This window comes from Micromonospora gifhornensis, assembly GCF_016863515.1.
Classification (GTDB): domain Bacteria; phylum Actinomycetota; class Actinomycetes; order Mycobacteriales; family Micromonosporaceae; genus Micromonospora; species Micromonospora gifhornensis.
In genome coordinates, this window is sequence record NZ_BOPA01000012.1 from 20,181 (window position 1) to 35,246 (window position 15,066).

The following is a 15,066-nucleotide window of genomic DNA, read 5'->3' on the forward strand; positions in this document are numbered from 1 at the left end:
ATGACCCGACCCGCCACGGCATTCGCCCCTTTTCAGGGAGACTGCCAAGTATGTTCCGCTTCATCGTGCGGCGGCTGCTCCAGATGGTCGTGGCCTTCTTCGGCACCACGCTGATCGTCTACGCCCTGATGTTCGCCGGGCAGGGCGACCCGATCCAGGCACTGGCCGGCGAACGTCCGGTCACCGCCGCGCAGCGGGCGTACCTCACCGAGAAGTACCACCTCGACGCGACAGGCTTCGGCGGCTTCTTCTACCGCTACTTCGACTACCTGTCGAACCTGCTCCGGGGCGACCTGGGCGAGTCGCTCACCGGCCGGCCGATCGGCGAGATCCTCGCCAACGCCTGGCCGGTCACCATCAAGCTGGCGCTGATCGCCATCGCCGTCGCCGTCATCTTCGGGGTCACCGCGGGCGTGCTCGCCGGTATCCGGCGCGGCAGCATCTTCGACAACTCCACGCTGCTGCTGACGCTGCTGGTGCTCGGCATCCCGACCATCGTGCTCGCCCCGCTCGCGCAGTACCTGCTGGGCGTCAAGTGGCAGCTCTTCCCGGCCACCTCCGGCGCCGACCCGAGCTTCTACGCGCTGCTGCTGCCCGGCATCGTGCTCGGCTCGCTCTCCCTGGCCACCGCGCTGCGACTGACGCGTACCTCGGTGGCGGAGAACCTGCGGGCCGACTACGTCCGTACCGCCCGGTCGAAGGGCCTGCCGAGGCGGCGGGTGGTCACCGTGCACGTGCTGCGCAACTCGCTGATCCCGGTGATCACCTTCCTCGGCGTCGAACTGGGCAACCTGATGAGCGGCGCGATCATCACCGAAGGCGTGTTCAACATCCCGGGCGTCGGCTTCAACCTCTTCCGCGCCATCCGCACCGAGGACGGTCCACTTGTGGTGGGGATCGTCAGCGTGCTCGTCGTGGTCTACCTCGTCTCCAACCTGGTGGTGGACGTCCTGTACGCCGTACTCGACCCGAGGATCCGCTATGAGTGACTTCGAGACGGTGGCGTCCTCGGAGAACCAGGCCGCGCGGCGGGGGGTGTCGGGCGAGCCCGGCACGCCGGGACGCGTCGGACAGCCGGGCCGGCCCCGCAGTCTGGCCGGCGACGCCTGGCGCGACCTGCGCCGCAAGCCGATCTTCTGGATCAGCCTGGCGCTGGTGCTGCTGGTCACCGCGATGGCCGTCGCGCCCGGGCTGTTCACCCGCAACGATCCGACGGACTGCATCCTGTCGCGGCAGCACGCCGCGCCGAGCGGCGGAGCCATCTTCGGGTACGACTTCCAGGGCTGTGACACGTACGCCAGGGCGGTCTACGGCGCGCGGGCCTCGCTGCTGGTCGGCGCCCTGTCGGCGCTGCTCACCGGGATCATCGCGCTGGTGGTGGGGATGCTTGCCGGCTACTTCGGCGGCTGGGTCGACGCGGTGCTCTCCCGGATCGTCGACATCGTGCTCGGCATCCCGCTGCTGCTGGCCGCGATCGTGCTGCTCAAGCGGGTGGCCAGCGACAGCGCCACGGTACGCCTCGGCTCGGTCATCTTCGTGCTGGCGGTGCTCGGCTGGACCACCGCCGCCCGGGTCGTCCGGTCCTCGGTGATCACCGCCCGGCAGCAGGACTACGTGGCCGCGGCCCGGATGCTGGGTGCCGGCAACGGCCGGATCATGTGGCGACACATCCTGCCGAACGCGCTCGCCCCGGCGATCGTGGTGCTGACCATCGCGCTCGGCTCGTTCATCGCCGCCGAGGCGACCCTGTCGTTCCTCGGCATCGGGCTGAAGGAACCCACCATCTCCTGGGGCATCGACATCAACAACGGTCGGGTGCACATGCGGGAGTCGGCCACCCCGCTGCTGGTCCCGTCGACCTTCCTTGCCCTGACCGTGCTGGCGTTCATCATGCTCGGCGACGCGATCCGCGACGCCTTCGACCCGAAACTGCGGTGACCGACCATGCCAACGCCGACCTCACCGCCGACGCCGGCCTCGCCGACCCCGCCCGGTGAGCACCTGCTGGAGGTGCGGGACCTGCACATCGAGTTCCGTACCGGCGAGGGGGTGGCCAAGGTGATCAACGGGGTCAGCTATCACCTCGACCCCGGCGAGACGCTCGCCGTGCTCGGCGAGTCCGGCTCCGGCAAGTCCGTCACCGCCCAGGCGATCATGGGCATCCTGGACACGCCGCCGGCCCACATCCGCTCCGGACAGATCTGCTACCAGGGTCGGGACCTGCTGGAACTGCCCGAGGAGCAGCGCCGGCAGGTACGCGGCAAGGAGATCGCGATGATCTTCCAGGACGCGCTCTCCGCGCTGAACCCGGTGTTTCCGGTGGGCTGGCAGATCGGCGAGACGCTGCGCCAGCGACTCGGCATGTCCCGGGCCGACGCCCGCCGCCGTGCGGTGCAGCTGATGGAACTGGTGCAGATCCCGGGGGCGGCCAGTCGGCTCGACGACTATCCGCACCAGTTCTCCGGGGGCATGCGTCAGCGGGTCATGATCGCCATGGCGCTGGCCATGGAGCCGAAGGTGCTCATCGCCGACGAGCCGACCACCGCCCTCGACGTCACCGTGCAGGCCCAGATCATGGATCTGCTCGCCGACCTGCGGCGCGACCTGAACATGGCGTTGATCCTGATCACCCATGACCTGGGTGTGGTCGCCGACGTGGCGGACCGGATCGCGGTCATGTACGCGGGCCGCATCGTCGAGCACGCCGACGTCCGATCGCTGTACCGGGCGCCTGCCCACCCGTACACCAAGGGGTTGTTGGAATCGATCCCGCGCCTGGACCAGCGCGGCGGGAAGCTCTCCACCATCCGAGGGCTACCGCCCAACCTGATGCGCATCCCCAGCGGCTGCCCCTTCCACCCCCGCTGCCCGTACGTGCAGCAGGTCTGTGTGGACGTGGTGCCGCACGACCTGGTCCTCGGCGACGGCCGGACCAGCGCGTGCCACTTCGCGCAGGAGGTACACGATGACCGCGCCGGCTGACCCCACCAAGATCCGGGGCGAGACGATCCTCGACGTCGACAACGTGGTCAAGCACTTCCCCATCACCCAGGGGGTGCTGTTCAAACGGAAGATCGGCGCGGTCAAGGCGGTCGACGGGGTCAGCTTCGACCTGCGCCGGGGCGAGACGCTGGGCATCGTCGGCGAGTCGGGCTGCGGCAAGTCCACCCTGGCCCGGTTGCTGATGCGACTGGAGCGCCCGACCGCCGGGCGGGCCACCCTGGCCGGGCGTGACCTGTTCGCCGCCTCCGGAGGCGAGTTGCGTCGGATCCGGCGCAACATGCAGATGGTGATGCAGGACCCGTACACCTCGCTGAACCCGCGGATGACTGTCGGCGACATCATCGGCGAACCGTTCGAGATCCACCCGGAGGCGGCACCGAAGGGCAGCCGCCAGCAGCGGGTCCAGGAACTGCTCGACGTGGTCGGGCTCAACCCGGAACACATCAACCGCTACCCGCACCAGTTCTCCGGAGGTCAGCGGCAGCGCATCGGCATCGCCCGGGCGTTGGCGCTACGACCCGAGGTGATCGTCTGCGACGAACCGGTCTCCGCCCTCGACGTCTCCATCCAGGCCCAGGTGATCAACCTGCTGGAGGAACTCCAGGACGAGTTCGGGTTGTCGTACATCTTCATCGCCCACGACCTGTCGGTGGTCCGGCACATCTCCGACCGGATCGCGGTGATGTACCTCGGCCGGATCGTGGAGATCGGCACCGAGGAGCAGATCTACGAGCGGGCCACCCATCCGTACACCCAGGCGCTGCTCTCCGCCGCGCCGCTGCCCGACCCGGAGGCCCGGGACCGCCGGGACATCATCCGGCTGACCGGTGACGTGCCCAGCCCGGCCGACCCGCCGAGCGGCTGCCACTTCCGTACCCGCTGCTGGAAGGCGCAGGAGATCTGCGCCCTGGAGGACCCGCGGGCCGTGCCGCGGGCCGCCGACCCGCACCCCTCCGCCTGCCACTTCGCCGCCCTCCGGGAGTAAGGAAGGGCCCCTTCCTAACGCCTCGCGTATAGGAAGGGGCCCTTGTTAACGGCTGGCTCAGTGGAAGAAGTGCCGGGTGCCGGTGAGGTACATGGTGACGCCGGCCTGCTTGCAGGCGGCGATCACCTCTTCGTCGCGGATCGAGCCGCCGGGCTGCACGATGGCCCGGATGCCGGCGTCGATGAGGATCTGCGGACCGTCGGCGAACGGGAAGAACGCGTCCGAGGCGGCGACCGCGCCGCCGGCCCGGTCGGCACCGGCCCGGCTGACCGCCAGGCGGGCCGAGTCGACCCGGTTGACCTGACCCATGCCCACACCGACGGTCGCGCCGTCGCGGGCCAGCAGGATGGCGTTGCTCTTGACCGCGCGGACCGCCCGCCAGGCGAACGCCAGGTCGGCCAGGGTGGCCTCGTCGGCCGCCTCACCGGTGGCCAGCCGCCAGGTCGCCGGGTCGTCGCCGTCGGCGTCGATCGCGTCGCGCTGCTGCACAAGTACGCCGCCGGTGACCTGCCGCCACTCGGCCGGCAGCGGACGGAACTCCGGCGCCCGCAGCAGCCGGATGTTCTTCTTGGCCTGGAGCACCTCGGCCGCGCCGGGCTCGTAGCCGGGCGCCACCACGACCTCGGTGAAGATCTCGGCGATCTGCCCGGCCAACTCGACCGAGACCGGCCGGTTCACCGCGATGACGCCACCGAAGGCGGAGACCGGGTCGCAGGCGTGTGCCTTGCGGTGGGCGTCGGCCACGTCCGAGCCGACCGCGATGCCGCACGGGTTGGCGTGCTTGATGATGGCCACCGCCGGCTGGTCGGCGAAGTCGTTCGCGGCCCGCCAGGCGGCGTCGGCGTCGACGTAGTTGTTGTAGGACATCTCCTTGCCGTGCAGCTGCTCGGCCTGCGCCAGCCCGGCCGGGCTCGCCGGGTCGGCGTAGACGGCCGCGCCCTGGTGCGGGTTCTCGCCGTAGCGCAGCACCGCCTGGCGACGCAGCGCCTGCCCGGCGAACTGCGGCCAGCCGTCGGCGGACGGGGCGAGGGTGGTGGCGAACCAGTCGGCCACGGCCACGTCGTACTCGGCGATGTCGGCGAAGGCGCGGGCGGCGAGCGCCCGGCGCTGCGCCAGGGTGAAGCCACCGTCGCCGAGCGCGGCCAGCAGCAGCGGGTACGCGGCCGGGTCGGTCACCACCGCCACCGAGGCGTGGTTCTTGGCGGCGGCCCGCACCATCGCCGGACCACCGATGTCGATCTGCTCGACGCACTCGTCCTGGCTGGCCCCGGAGGCGACGGTGGCCTGGAACGGGTACAGGTTGGACACCAGCAGGTCGATCCCGGCGATGCCGTGCTCGTCGAGCGCGGCGGCGTGGGCGTCCTTGCGCAGGTCGGCGAGGAGCCCGCCGTGGATCTTCGGGTGCAGGGTCTTCACCCGGCCGTCGAGGATCTCCGGGAAGCCGGTCACCTGTTCCACGGGGGTCACCGGTACGCCGGCACCGGCGATCGTCGACGCGGTGCTGCCGGTGGAGACGATCTCCACCCCGGCGGCGTGCAGCGACTGGGCCAACTCGACCAGCCCGGTCTTGTCGTAGACGCTTACCAGTGCCCGCCGGATCGGGCGGCGCCCATCCTCAGTGGAACTCACGGAACTGTGACCTTTCTTCCGGTTATCGTCCAGCCCTCGCGGACCAGCCGGCCCACCTGCTCGACGAGTTGCTGCCGCTCGGCTTCCTTGATGCGCTCGGTGAGCGTGTCGACGTCGTCGTCGTCGTGGACGGGCACCGCCACCTGCGCGACGATCGGGCCGGTGTCCATCCCGGCGTCGACGAAGAAGAGGGTCGCCCCGGTGACCTTCACGCCGTAGGCGAGGGCGTCACGCGGGCCGTGGATGCCGGGAAACGCCGGCAGCAGGGTGTTGTGCGTGTTGAGGTAGCGGTCGCCGAAGGCGGCGAGGAAATGCGTGCCTACCAACTTCAGGAAGCCCGCCGAGATGACCAGGTCCGGCCGGTGCTCGGCGACCCGGGCGGTGAGCGCCGCATCCCACTGTTCCCGGGTCGGGTGATCGGAGACCCGCTCCACGAAGGTCGGCACCCCCGCGGCGGCCGCCCGGTCCAGCCCGGCGATGCCGTCGCGGTCCGCGCCCACGGCGACCACCCGGGCCCCGTACGCCTGGTCAGCGGTCGCGTCCAGCAGCGCCTGAAGGTTGCTTCCGGAACCGGAGATCAGCACGACGATACGGGCGGGCTCGTTCACCGGCACACCCTATCGGGCCGTCGACCGACGCCCGGACGCTGGGCGGGACCGGATCGGCGACTGCCGAATTCGCGTGGACCAGGTACGCTGCCGGTCGCTCGGGCCCGGCGCACGTCCGGCCCGCACCCACCAGCGACAGCAACCTGAGGAGCGCATCGACATGCAGCCCGGATACCCCTCTCAGCCACCCCAGCAGGTCGACAACAACATGACAATGTCGATCGTCGCAATCTTCCTCTTCTGGCCGCTGGCCATCCCCGCGATCATCAACGCCTCGAAGGTCAACCCGCTGCTCCAGCAGGGCGACTACGCCGGTGCGCAGGCCGCGGCGGCCGAGTCGAAGAAGTGGTCCAAGTGGGCCCTGATCGTCGGCATCGCCTGGATCGCGATCGTCCTGGTGTGCTGCGTGGGCGGAAGCGTGATCGGCGCGCTCAGCGGCAACACCGCGATGAGCTACTGATTCCGGATGCAGCCCGGTAACCCCGGTCAGGACCCGTACGGCCAGCAGCCGCCGTACGGGGATCCGACCTCTTCGCCGCCCGCCAACCCGTACGCCCCGCCGCCGGCAAACCCGTACGCTCCGCCGCCGGCCAACCCGTACACGCCGCCCGCGGATCCGTACGCCCCACCGGCGGACCCGTACGGGCCGGCCGGCAACGCTCCGGCAGATCCGTACGGTCAGCAGCCGTCCGGGCCGCCGCCGGTCTCGCCCGCACCCTACGACCCGTACGCGCCGCCGCCGGCCAACCAGCCCCCGGCGTACGGGCAGCCCCCGGCCTACGGGCAGCAGCCCGCCTACGGGCAACCGGCCTACGGCCAGCCGCAGGTGTCGGGCCAGCCGTACGGTCAGCCCTACGCCGACCCGTACGCCGCGCAGCAGCAGTACGGTGGCGCACCGATGTACCCGCAGGCCGGCTTCGGCGGTGCCAGCGGCCCACAGAACACCCTCGGCCTGCTGTCGATGATCCTCGGCATCGCGTCGATTCCGCTGTCCTGCTGCTACCTCGGCATTCCGCTGGGCGCGGCCGCGCTGATCACCGGCTGGCTGGGCAAGCAGAAGGCGGACCAGGGCCTGGCCAACAACTCGGGACAGGCGCTCACCGGTCTGATCTGCGGTGGCATCGGCGTACTGTTCGGCCTGCTCCAGATCGTGCTGCTGGTGGTGAACGTCAGCCTGCCGCAGCCCTGAGCACACCCGCATCGAGGGGCGTTCCGGACGACCGGAACGCCCCTCGGTCGTTCACCCGGCCGGCGTGACGGACTCCGCCGGCCACCCGACTCCCCCCGGATCCGAGGGCTACCCAACTCCCCCGGCTCCCCCGACTACCTGGGCAGGCCGATCAGGTCGGCCATCCGGCGCATCTGGTGGTCGAAGTACTCCTCCCGCGCCTGGATCAGCCCGTCGAGCTGGCCGAAGAGTTCGAAGCTCACCACACCGAAGCAGCACATCCAGCCGGTGGCACCGCGACTGAGCAGCGCCTCGGGGACTTCGGGGAAGAATCCGTCGCGGACGGCGGCCAGGTCGCCCTGGACCGGCCCGGGCAGGTCACCGGGGTCGCTCAGGGCACCGCTGGCGAAGCCGTCGGCGAGAATCCCGATCAGGACGGTCGGTGTCCGGACCGCCGCCACGGTGGTCTCCTGCGGCGCGGCGTAGCCGGGGACCGGGCTACCGAAGAGCAGGGCGTACTCGGCGGGATGGGCCAGCGCCCAGCGGCGTACGGCGTGACAGGCCGCGAGCCACCGGCCACGCAGGTCGGTGCGGTCGGTGACCTCGGCGTCGCCGGCCGCCACCGCGTCGCCGAGCGCGTGGTAGCCGTCCACGATCAACGCGGTGAGCAACTCGTCCCGGCTGGCGAAGTAGCGGTAGATCGCCGAGGAGACCATCCCCATGTCCCGGGCGACCGCGCGCAACGACAGGTTCGCCCCCTCCGCCGCGAGGTGCCGGCGGGCGATCGCCTTTATCTCGTTGATCATCTCGGCTCGGGCCCGAGCCCGGATGCTGGCAGCAGGCATGACAGTGAGTGTCGCACACATTCGAGAGCACTGCTCTTGACGACAGGGGCTCGCATCAGAGAACATAGCTCTCGACGGAGAGCACTGCTCTCCATTTCGAGAGGGGACTCCCGTGGCCACATCCGCACACCTGATCGTCGGCGCCGGTTTGGTCGGCTCGACCACCGCGCGACAGCTCGCTGAGCAGGGCGAACAGGTCCGCATCGTCAGCCGCTCCGGCCGGGGCCCGGACCACCCACGGATCGAACGGATCGCTGCCGACGCGGTCGACGCCGATCGACTCAGCGAGCTGGCCGACGGCGCGAGGGCGATCTACAACTGCCTCAACCCCGCCTACCACCGCTGGCTGACCGACTGGCCGCCCCTGGCCGACGCGCTGCTCACCGCGGCCGAGCGCTCCGGCGCACCCCTGGTCGTCACCGGCTGCCTCTACGGGTACGGCGAGGTCACCGGCGCGATGACCGAGAACACCCCGCTCGCCGCCACCCACCCGAAACTGAAGGTACGGGCCGACATGTGGCGTGCCGCCCTCGCCGCCCAGCGCGCCGGGCGGATCCGCGCCGTCACCGAGGTGCGTGGCAGCGATTACCTCCAGGCGCAGTCGATCTTCAGCTTCCTGCTCGGGAAGCCGCTGCTCGCCGGCCGCCGCGCCTTCGTGCCCGGCCCGCTCGACGTACCGCACACCTGGACCTCGATCAACGACATGGCGGCGATGCTGATCATCGCGGCCACCGACCAGCGGGCGTGGAACCGCGCCTGGCATGTGCCCAGCGCGGCACCGCTGACGATCCGCGAACTCGCCACCCGGTTCACCGAGGTGCTCGGTGCGCCCGCGCCGAAGCTCACCACCATCCCCGGCCCGGTCTTCCGCGCCGCCGGCCTGCTCTCCGCGATGCTGCGCGAGTTCCAGACCACGGCGTACCAGTTCGACAGGCCGTTCGTCATGGACTCCACCGCGGCCACCGACACCTTCGGTCTACGCCACCAGCCGCTCGACGAGGCGCTACGGGAGACCGCCGCACTGCTCGGCGGGCTCCCGGCCACGACCGCCCGGCGACCGGCGGCCGTCTGACCGCCGCCGCTGCCCCCGTCCCGCCCCGAACATCCGCTCTTACCGGAGGTACCAGATATGTCCGCCGTCGCCATCGCCCCGCCCGCCGTGGCCGGGACCGCCAGCACCGTCGACCGGGTCGACAACCGGATCCCGTACGCCAGCTTCGCCGTCGCCTACCTGCTCGGGCACGGAGCCGCAGCGCTCTCCAGCGGTGCCGACCCGCTGGTCGACCTGCCCGGATGGCTGCCCATGACCCTGCTCGCCGCCGGCATCGTGGCCGGCAGTGTCGCGGCCACGGTCGCCGCCACCCGCGCCCAGCGCGACGCCGGACGAGCCGAGCTGCTCTCCGGCAAGCTCCTCGGCATCGCCTGGGTCACCGCCTTCACCGGCCTGTTCTTCGTCATCACCGGCCTGGCGACCACCCTCGACATGCCCGAGCTGCACACCATCCTCTGGCCGAGCGGTTCGGCGTTCATCGTCGGCCTGATCTATCTCGCCGAGGGCGCCGTCCGTCGCAACGTGTTGCACTACGCGCTGGGCAGTTGGCTCGCCGTGGTCTCCACCGCCGCGCTCTTCCTCAGCGCACCCGGGCCGTACTGGATCCTCGCTCTCGCCGGCGGTGGCGCCTACGTCCTCGCCGCCGTACTCGAATCCCGACGGCTCGCCGCCCACTGAACGGTCCACGTCCATGCCTGCGACACGCGGCGGTCCCCCGGGATCGCCGCTGTTCGCCGTCCGGCCCGGTCAGCCGGCAGGCCGTCAGGTGGCGAACCGGGTGAGCCAGCGGGTGGCGGCGGCACCGAGCAGCGCACCCGCGCCGATGACCACGGTCGACGCGAGCGCCACCTGCCAACCGACCGGGCCCAGTTCGGCCAGCCGGCCCGCGCCGAGCGGCCCGCCGGACGCCTCGGCGACCGCACCCATCAGCAGACCTGTCACCGGCCCGGCCAGCACGGCGGGAACCAGCAGCGCACCCCAGCCCAACGGTGCTCGTTCGACGGCAGCCGCTCGGAGCAGGCGGCGGGCGAGCAGCCCGCCGATGGCCAACCCCACCAGGGCTGGGAGCGCCAGGATGGTGGCCGACCAGAAGCCGTCGACCGGCCCACCGGGCAACCCGGCGACCAACGGCAGGGCCGGCAGCGCGCCGACGGCGACCTCACTGGTCCGCACCGCCGTGTCGGTGCCCACGGCGAAGCCCGGGCCGAGCAGGTAACTGGTAGACCAGACGGTGGCGTTCGGCGCGTAGGCCAGGCTCACCAGCGTGATGCCGGCCTGACCGGCCACCCCGGTGCGGTAGGCGCCGATCAGGTCGGCCGCGTCACCGCCGCCGGTCGCCACGGCCAGCCCGGCCACAGCCGCTCCCGCCCCGAGCAGCACCAGTCCGGCCACCAACCCCGCCTGCGCACCGTCGCGCAGCGGCTTCGGCGTACGGGCGGCGAGCAGGTCGGACAGTCGGCTGGTGCGCGACGCGCCGGCCCCGGCGGCGAGCACGCCGAGCACCCCGAAGGTGAGCCCGGCCCGCACCGTCGACACCCCGAGCCCGCCGGCCCCGACCAGCATCGCGGCCAGCACACCGAGCAGGGCGTACACGACGCCGACGGCCACCGCGGCGACGAGGGTGCGGCCCGGTGATCGGCTGCCCCGGGCGCCGATGGCGCGGGTGACGTGCACCCCGGCCCGGGACAACCGCCACACCGCCAGGGCGGTCACCGCCAGCGGTGCCAGACCCAACGGCCCGGTGGCGGTCTCCAGCGGCACCCCGTGCCCGAGCAGCCAACCTGCCGTCCCCGCGCGCACCGCGCCGAGCAGGCTGGCGGCACCCTCACTGAGCTGGAACAACCAGAGCACGAGCGCCACCGGCAGCCAGGAGGTGAGGGCGGCGCCACCGGCGGCCACCAGGGCGGCGACCACCAGCGGCGCGTGGTTGCGGCCGGTGTGCCCGCCACGGGGCAGCGGTGCCCGGCGCGGCGGGCCGGCACGACCGGGCGGCCGACTGCCGGCGTCCCGGGCTTCGGTGGCCCGCCGGGGCTGGTCAGGGGTGACGAAAGACATCGGTTCTACTCTGGCATGCCGCGCCCAGGTCGGCTGACCGACACCACACCGGCGGGACACCTAGTTGCTCTTATCGCGTGTGACGCCACAGGTACTGCTCTAGCCTCGGCAGCAAGGAGCCGTGATCCGTGTCGCGGCAGCTAGCGCCCGGAGGGAAGCCGTGACCACTCCGTATCCACCACCACCGCCGCCGCCCTCGCGCCCGGCCGGTCGGGACCGCACCACGCTCTGGGGTGTGCTGGGCATCGTGACGGGCCTGCTCTGCTGCGGCATCCTCGGCATCGTCTTCGGCTGGCTGTCGATCCGCGATGCGCGGCGCTACCACCAGTCTCCGGTGCTGGGCTACGTGGCGATCGGCCTCGGTGTGCTCAACATCGTGCTGAGCCTGATCCTGCAGGCGACCGGGAACTACCCGTACTGGAACCGCTGAGGGGCCGACCAGCCGGTCAGCCCCTCAGCGCGGTTCAGCGGTCCGGTCAGCGGCCGGACATGAGCTCCCGCATCAGCTTGGCGGTCTCGGTCGGCGTCTTGCCGACCTTGACGCCTACCGCTTCCAGCGCGGCCTTCTTGGCGTCGGCGGTGCCCGCCGAGCCGGAGATGATCGCACCGGCGTGGCCCATGGTCTTGCCGGGCGGGGCGGTGAAGCCGGCGATGTAGCCGACCACCGGCTTGGTGACGTTGGCCTTGATGAACTCGGCCGCCCGCTCCTCGGCGTCACCACCGATCTCACCGATCATCACGATTGCGTCGGTGTCCGGGTCCGCCTCGAAGGCGGCCAGGGCGTCGATGTGCGTGGTCCCGATGATCGGGTCACCGCCGATGCCGACGCAGGTCGAGAAGCCGATGTCGCGCAGCTCGTACATCATCTGGTAGGTCAGCGTGCCGCTCTTGCTGACCAGGCCGATCCGGCCGGCGCCGGTGATGTCGGCCGGGATGATGCCGGCGTTGGAGGCGCCCGGCGAGGCGATGCCCGGGCAGTTCGGCCCGATGATGCGGGTCCGCTCCCCCTTGGCCACGTTGTACGCCCAGAAGGCGGCGGTGTCGTGCACCGGTACGCCCTCGGTGATCACCACGGCCAGCGGGATCTCCGCGTCGATCGCCTCGATGACCGCGCCCTTGGTGAACTGCGGCGGTACGAAGATGACGGTGACGTCGGCGCCGGTCTCCTTCATCGCGTCCGCGACGCTGGCGAAGACCGGCAGTTCGGCACCGTCGAAGTCAACGGTGGTGCCCGCCTTGCGCGGGTTGACGCCGCCGACGACGTTGGTGCCGGCGGCGAGCATCCGCCGGGTGTGCTTGGAACCCTCGGAGCCGGTCATCCCCTGGACGATGACCTTCGAGTCCTTGGTCAGCCAGATTGCCATGATCAGACCCCCGCAGCCGCCAGCTCGGCGGCCCGCTCGGCCGCGCCGTCCATGGTGTCGACCCGCTCGATGAGCGGGTTGTTCGCGCCGTCGAGGATCGCCCGACCGGCCTCGGCGTTGTTGCCGTCGAGTCGTACGACAAGCGGCTTGGTGACTTCCTCGCCACGCTGCTTGAGCAGGTCCAGCGCCTGGACGATGCCGTTGGCGACCGCGTCGCAGGCGGTGATGCCGCCGAAGACGTTGACGAAGACGCTCTTGACCGACGGGTCGGAGAGCACGATCTCCAGACCGTTTGCCATCACCGCGGCGCTCGCGCCGCCACCGATGTCGAGGAAGTTGGCCGGCTTGACGTTGCCGTGCCGCTCGCCCGCGTAGGCGACCACGTCGAGGGTCGACATGACCAGACCCGCGCCGTTGCCGATGATGCCGACCTCGCCGTCGAGCTTGACGTAGTTGAGGTCCTTCTCCTTGGCGGCCTGCTCCAGCGGGTCCACGGTGGCCTGGTCGACCAGGGCCTCGTGATCCGGGTGCCGGAAGCCGGCGTTCTCGTCGAGCGAGATCTTGGCGTCCAGCAGCAGCAGCTTGCCGTCCTTGGTCTTGGCCAGCGGGTTCACCTCGACCAGGGTGGCGTCCTCGGCGACGAACGCCTTCCACAGGCCCACCGCGGTCTCGACGACCTGGTCGGCGACCTCGGCCGGGAAGCCGGCGGCCTCGACGATCTCCCGCGCCTTGGCCTCGTCGACGCCCTTGACCGCGTCGATGGGGGCCTTGACGACCTTTTCCGGGGTGTCGGCGGCGACCTGCTCGATGTCCATGCCGCCGGCCACGCTGGCGATGCAGAGGAAGGTGCGGTTCGCCCGGTCGAGCAGGTACGAGAAGTAGTACTCCTCGGCCACGTCGGCGGTCACCGTGATCATGACCTTGTGGACCGTGTGACCCTTGATGTCCATGCCGAGGATGTCGGTGGCGCGGGCCACCGTCTCCTCCGCGCCCTCGGCCAGCTTGACGCCACCGGCCTTGCCTCGGCCGCCGACCTTCACCTGTGCCTTGACGACCACCCGGCCGCCGAGGCGTTCGGCGATCGCGCGGGCCTCCTCTGGGGTCGTAGCGACGCCGCCGGCGAGCACGGGCAGGCCGTGCCGCTCGAACAGGTCCCGCCCCTGGTATTCGTACAGGTCCACGATTGCGCGTCCCGTCCCGTCTCTGCGGCGCACCGTCGCGCCGCCACCAGCGTATGGAAAGAAAACAGTGCGATGCCTGACATCAGTGGAAGTTGAAACAGGCCATTGGGCGCAGCCTAGCGATGACGGCACGGCGGGCAACCGAGCGGGTGCGCGGTGTGCGGTAATCCACAGCCGTCGCAGACGCCGCCCGCAGCCTCCGTCAGGACCGACGGCACGGTCACCCGAACGAGCGATCCTGCCAGCTCGGACAGGGATCTCGACGATGGTGCGTAACCCCGCCGGAAGGGCGTCGTTGAGTCTGATGTCGGCGCGCTGGAAGGCGCGAGGACACGAAAGCGGCCGATGCCCTGTCGGTCGAGGGGTGGCGGCGGGGCATCGTGCATAGAGGGGCCGGACGTGTGAGGGGTGCGTCCGGCCCCTCACTCTGTCTGCCCTCAGGCCGCAGTACGCCCGTGATGACCCGATCGGCGCGCGACAGTCGGCCGGGATTCAGCTCACCGGCTGCGCGACGTTCTCCCGGACCCACTCCACGATGGACTGGGTGGTCGCGCCCGGGGTGAAGATCTTGGCCACACCCAGCTGCGTCAACTCCGGCAGATCGGCGTCCGGGATGATGCCGCCACCGAAGACCACGATGTCCCGGGCGTCGCGCTCGTCGAGCAGTTCGATCACCCGCCGGAACAGCGTCATGTGCGCGCCGGAGAGCACCGACAGGCCGACGGCGTCCGCGTCCTCCTGGATCGCGGTCTCCACGATCTGTTCCGGGGTCTGGTGCAGGCCGGTGTAGATGACCTCCATGCCGGCGTCACGCAACGCGCGGGCCACCACCTTGGCGCCACGATCGTGGCCGTCCAAGCCCGGCTTGGCGACGACGACCCGAACACGAGAGCTCATCTGCGCATCCCTTTCACCGGCTCCGCGGCAATCATCCGCGGTAATCACCTGAACGAACGGTAACCCGCGCGGGCGGACCCGGGAAACCGGGGCGAGCATCACAGCGGCCACGGCGCGCACCCACGGGATCTCGGCGACATCGGCACGCCCCCGAATCACCATGACCGACGCCAGACGAGTCAAGGAGGACGACTCAGCCGATCGGTCACGGTGTGCGACGAACGGACGATAACCAGGGCACCCTGTCGTGACCCAAAGGACTGACAATCAGGGACGGAAA

At 70.9% G+C, this 15,066-nt stretch carries 16 protein-coding genes; 9 read left to right on the plus strand and 7 right to left on the minus strand.

What is annotated here, in order from left to right; all coding sequences use genetic code 11:
- The first annotated feature begins 50 nt into the window (after positions 1 to 50).
- From Vgi01_RS07330 to Vgi01_RS07345, 4 genes are read left to right on the plus strand one after another with little or no spacing between them, the layout of a single operon-like run.
- Positions 51 to 989, plus strand: a complete 939-nt coding sequence (locus Vgi01_RS07330; RefSeq protein ID WP_204290532.1) for an ABC transporter permease — start codon at positions 51 to 53, stop codon at positions 987 to 989.
- The gene (locus Vgi01_RS07335; protein WP_102659591.1) at positions 982 to 1,938 is read left to right on the plus strand and encodes an ABC transporter permease; all 957 of its coding nucleotides are present in this window, start codon (positions 982 to 984) and stop codon (positions 1,936 to 1,938) included. Before Vgi01_RS07330 ends, Vgi01_RS07335 begins: the two co-directional genes overlap by 8 nt.
- 6 nt (positions 1,939 to 1,944) lie before the next feature.
- Positions 1,945 to 2,982: an ABC transporter ATP-binding protein gene (locus Vgi01_RS07340; RefSeq protein ID WP_204290533.1), complete on the plus strand. Its 1,038-nt coding sequence runs from the start codon at positions 1,945 to 1,947 to the stop codon at positions 2,980 to 2,982.
- Complete coding sequence (locus Vgi01_RS07345; RefSeq protein WP_204290534.1) at positions 2,966 to 3,988, plus strand: ABC transporter ATP-binding protein; 1,023 nt, start codon at positions 2,966 to 2,968, stop codon at positions 3,986 to 3,988. The genes Vgi01_RS07340 and Vgi01_RS07345 overlap by 17 nt, the downstream gene beginning before the upstream one ends.
- Before the next feature lie 57 nt (positions 3,989 to 4,045).
- Here the strand turns inward: Vgi01_RS07345 and purH are convergent, their stop codons facing one another.
- Both purH and purN read right to left on the minus strand, forming a co-directional pair.
- Positions 4,046 to 5,617: a bifunctional phosphoribosylaminoimidazolecarboxamide formyltransferase/IMP cyclohydrolase gene (gene purH, locus Vgi01_RS07350; RefSeq protein WP_102659594.1), complete on the minus strand. Its 1,572-nt coding sequence runs from the start codon at positions 5,615 to 5,617 to the stop codon at positions 4,046 to 4,048.
- On the minus strand, positions 5,614 to 6,231 hold the full coding sequence (purN, locus tag Vgi01_RS07355; protein WP_102659595.1) for a phosphoribosylglycinamide formyltransferase: 618 nt from the start codon (positions 6,229 to 6,231) through the stop codon (positions 5,614 to 5,616). Before purN ends, purH begins: the two co-directional genes overlap by 4 nt.
- 208 nt (positions 6,232 to 6,439) lie before the next feature.
- Here purN and Vgi01_RS07360 point away from each other — a divergent pair, with 208 nt between their 5' ends.
- Both Vgi01_RS07360 and Vgi01_RS07365 read left to right on the plus strand, forming a co-directional pair.
- Entirely contained in the window at positions 6,440 to 6,685 is a 246-nt protein-coding gene (locus tag Vgi01_RS07360; protein ID WP_233196942.1) for a CD225/dispanin family protein, read from the plus strand.
- 6 nt (positions 6,686 to 6,691) lie between these two features.
- Positions 6,692 to 7,414 carry a DUF4190 domain-containing protein gene (locus Vgi01_RS07365; RefSeq protein ID WP_204290535.1) on the plus strand — a complete coding sequence of 241 codons (723 nt, stop codon included), beginning with the start codon at positions 6,692 to 6,694 and terminating at the stop codon, positions 7,412 to 7,414.
- A 134-nt stretch (positions 7,415 to 7,548) separates the two neighbouring features.
- On the opposite strand, the gene Vgi01_RS07370 is transcribed toward Vgi01_RS07365, so the two are convergent.
- Positions 7,549 to 8,238 (minus strand): TetR/AcrR family transcriptional regulator, encoded by a 690-nt coding sequence (locus Vgi01_RS07370; protein WP_204290536.1) that lies wholly within the window; start codon positions 8,236 to 8,238, stop codon positions 7,549 to 7,551.
- Between the two features lie 112 nt (positions 8,239 to 8,350).
- Here Vgi01_RS07370 and Vgi01_RS07375 point away from each other — a divergent pair, with 112 nt between their 5' ends.
- Together Vgi01_RS07375 and Vgi01_RS07380 are read left to right on the plus strand one after the other, a co-directional pair.
- A complete protein-coding gene (locus Vgi01_RS07375) occupies positions 8,351 to 9,310 on the plus strand; it encodes an NAD-dependent epimerase/dehydratase family protein (RefSeq protein ID WP_204290537.1) in 960 nt (319 codons plus the stop codon).
- 57 nt (positions 9,311 to 9,367) lie between these two features.
- Complete coding sequence (locus Vgi01_RS07380) at positions 9,368 to 9,967, plus strand: ABC transporter permease (protein WP_102659599.1); 600 nt, start codon at positions 9,368 to 9,370, stop codon at positions 9,965 to 9,967.
- A gap of 84 nt (positions 9,968 to 10,051) precedes the next feature.
- On the opposite strand, the gene Vgi01_RS07385 is transcribed toward Vgi01_RS07380, so the two are convergent.
- Positions 10,052 to 11,344 (minus strand): cell division protein PerM, encoded by a 1,293-nt coding sequence (locus Vgi01_RS07385; protein WP_204290538.1) that lies wholly within the window; start codon positions 11,342 to 11,344, stop codon positions 10,052 to 10,054.
- Positions 11,345 to 11,504: 160 nt separating this feature from the next.
- Here Vgi01_RS07385 and Vgi01_RS07390 point away from each other — a divergent pair, with 160 nt between their 5' ends.
- Positions 11,505 to 11,774 carry a hypothetical protein gene (locus tag Vgi01_RS07390; RefSeq protein WP_013735840.1) on the plus strand — a complete coding sequence of 90 codons (270 nt, stop codon included), beginning with the start codon at positions 11,505 to 11,507 and terminating at the stop codon, positions 11,772 to 11,774.
- A 46-nt stretch (positions 11,775 to 11,820) separates the two neighbouring features.
- Here Vgi01_RS07390 and sucD read toward each other — a convergent pair whose 3' ends face one another.
- The 3 genes from sucD to icmB all read right to left on the minus strand — a co-directional run bounded on the left by sucD (position 11,821) and on the right by icmB (position 14,786).
- On the minus strand, positions 11,821 to 12,708 hold the full coding sequence (gene sucD, locus Vgi01_RS07395; protein ID WP_102659601.1) for a succinate--CoA ligase subunit alpha: 888 nt from the start codon (positions 12,706 to 12,708) through the stop codon (positions 11,821 to 11,823).
- A 2-nt stretch (positions 12,709 to 12,710) separates the two neighbouring features.
- Positions 12,711 to 13,889 carry an ADP-forming succinate--CoA ligase subunit beta gene (gene sucC / locus Vgi01_RS07400; protein WP_102659602.1) on the minus strand — a complete coding sequence of 393 codons (1,179 nt, stop codon included), beginning with the start codon at positions 13,887 to 13,889 and terminating at the stop codon, positions 12,711 to 12,713.
- A 492-nt stretch (positions 13,890 to 14,381) separates the two neighbouring features.
- A complete protein-coding gene (gene icmB, locus Vgi01_RS07405) occupies positions 14,382 to 14,786 on the minus strand; it encodes a coenzyme B12-dependent isobutyryl CoA mutase small subunit (RefSeq protein ID WP_102659603.1) in 405 nt (134 codons plus the stop codon).
- Positions 14,787 to 15,066 lie beyond the last annotated feature (280 nt).

Bases quoted from the DNA above. Each gene is read 5' to 3' on its own strand.
- Vgi01_RS07345 (WP_204290534.1), top strand. From the start codon at position 2,966: ATGACCGCGCCGGCTGACCCCACCAAGATCCGGGGCGAGACGATCCTC.
- Vgi01_RS07330 (WP_204290532.1), top strand. From the start codon at position 51: ATGTTCCGCTTCATCGTGCGGCGGCTGCTCCAGATGGTCGTGGCCTTC.
- Vgi01_RS07365 (WP_204290535.1), top strand. From the start codon at position 6,692: ATGCAGCCCGGTAACCCCGGTCAGGACCCGTACGGCCAGCAGCCGCCG.
- icmB (WP_102659603.1), bottom strand. From the start codon at position 14,786: ATGAGCTCTCGTGTTCGGGTCGTCGTCGCCAAGCCGGGCTTGGACGGC.
- Vgi01_RS07340 (WP_204290533.1), top strand. From the start codon at position 1,945: ATGCCAACGCCGACCTCACCGCCGACGCCGGCCTCGCCGACCCCGCCC.
- Vgi01_RS07385 (WP_204290538.1), bottom strand. From the start codon at position 11,344: ATGTCTTTCGTCACCCCTGACCAGCCCCGGCGGGCCACCGAAGCCCGG.
- Vgi01_RS07335 (WP_102659591.1), top strand. From the start codon at position 982: ATGAGTGACTTCGAGACGGTGGCGTCCTCGGAGAACCAGGCCGCGCGG.
- Vgi01_RS07370 (WP_204290536.1), bottom strand. From the start codon at position 8,238: ATGCCTGCTGCCAGCATCCGGGCTCGGGCCCGAGCCGAGATGATCAAC.
- Vgi01_RS07360 (WP_233196942.1), top strand. From the start codon at position 6,440: ATGTCGATCGTCGCAATCTTCCTCTTCTGGCCGCTGGCCATCCCCGCG.
- Vgi01_RS07380 (WP_102659599.1), top strand. From the start codon at position 9,368: ATGTCCGCCGTCGCCATCGCCCCGCCCGCCGTGGCCGGGACCGCCAGC.
- sucD (WP_102659601.1), bottom strand. From the start codon at position 12,708: ATGGCAATCTGGCTGACCAAGGACTCGAAGGTCATCGTCCAGGGGATG.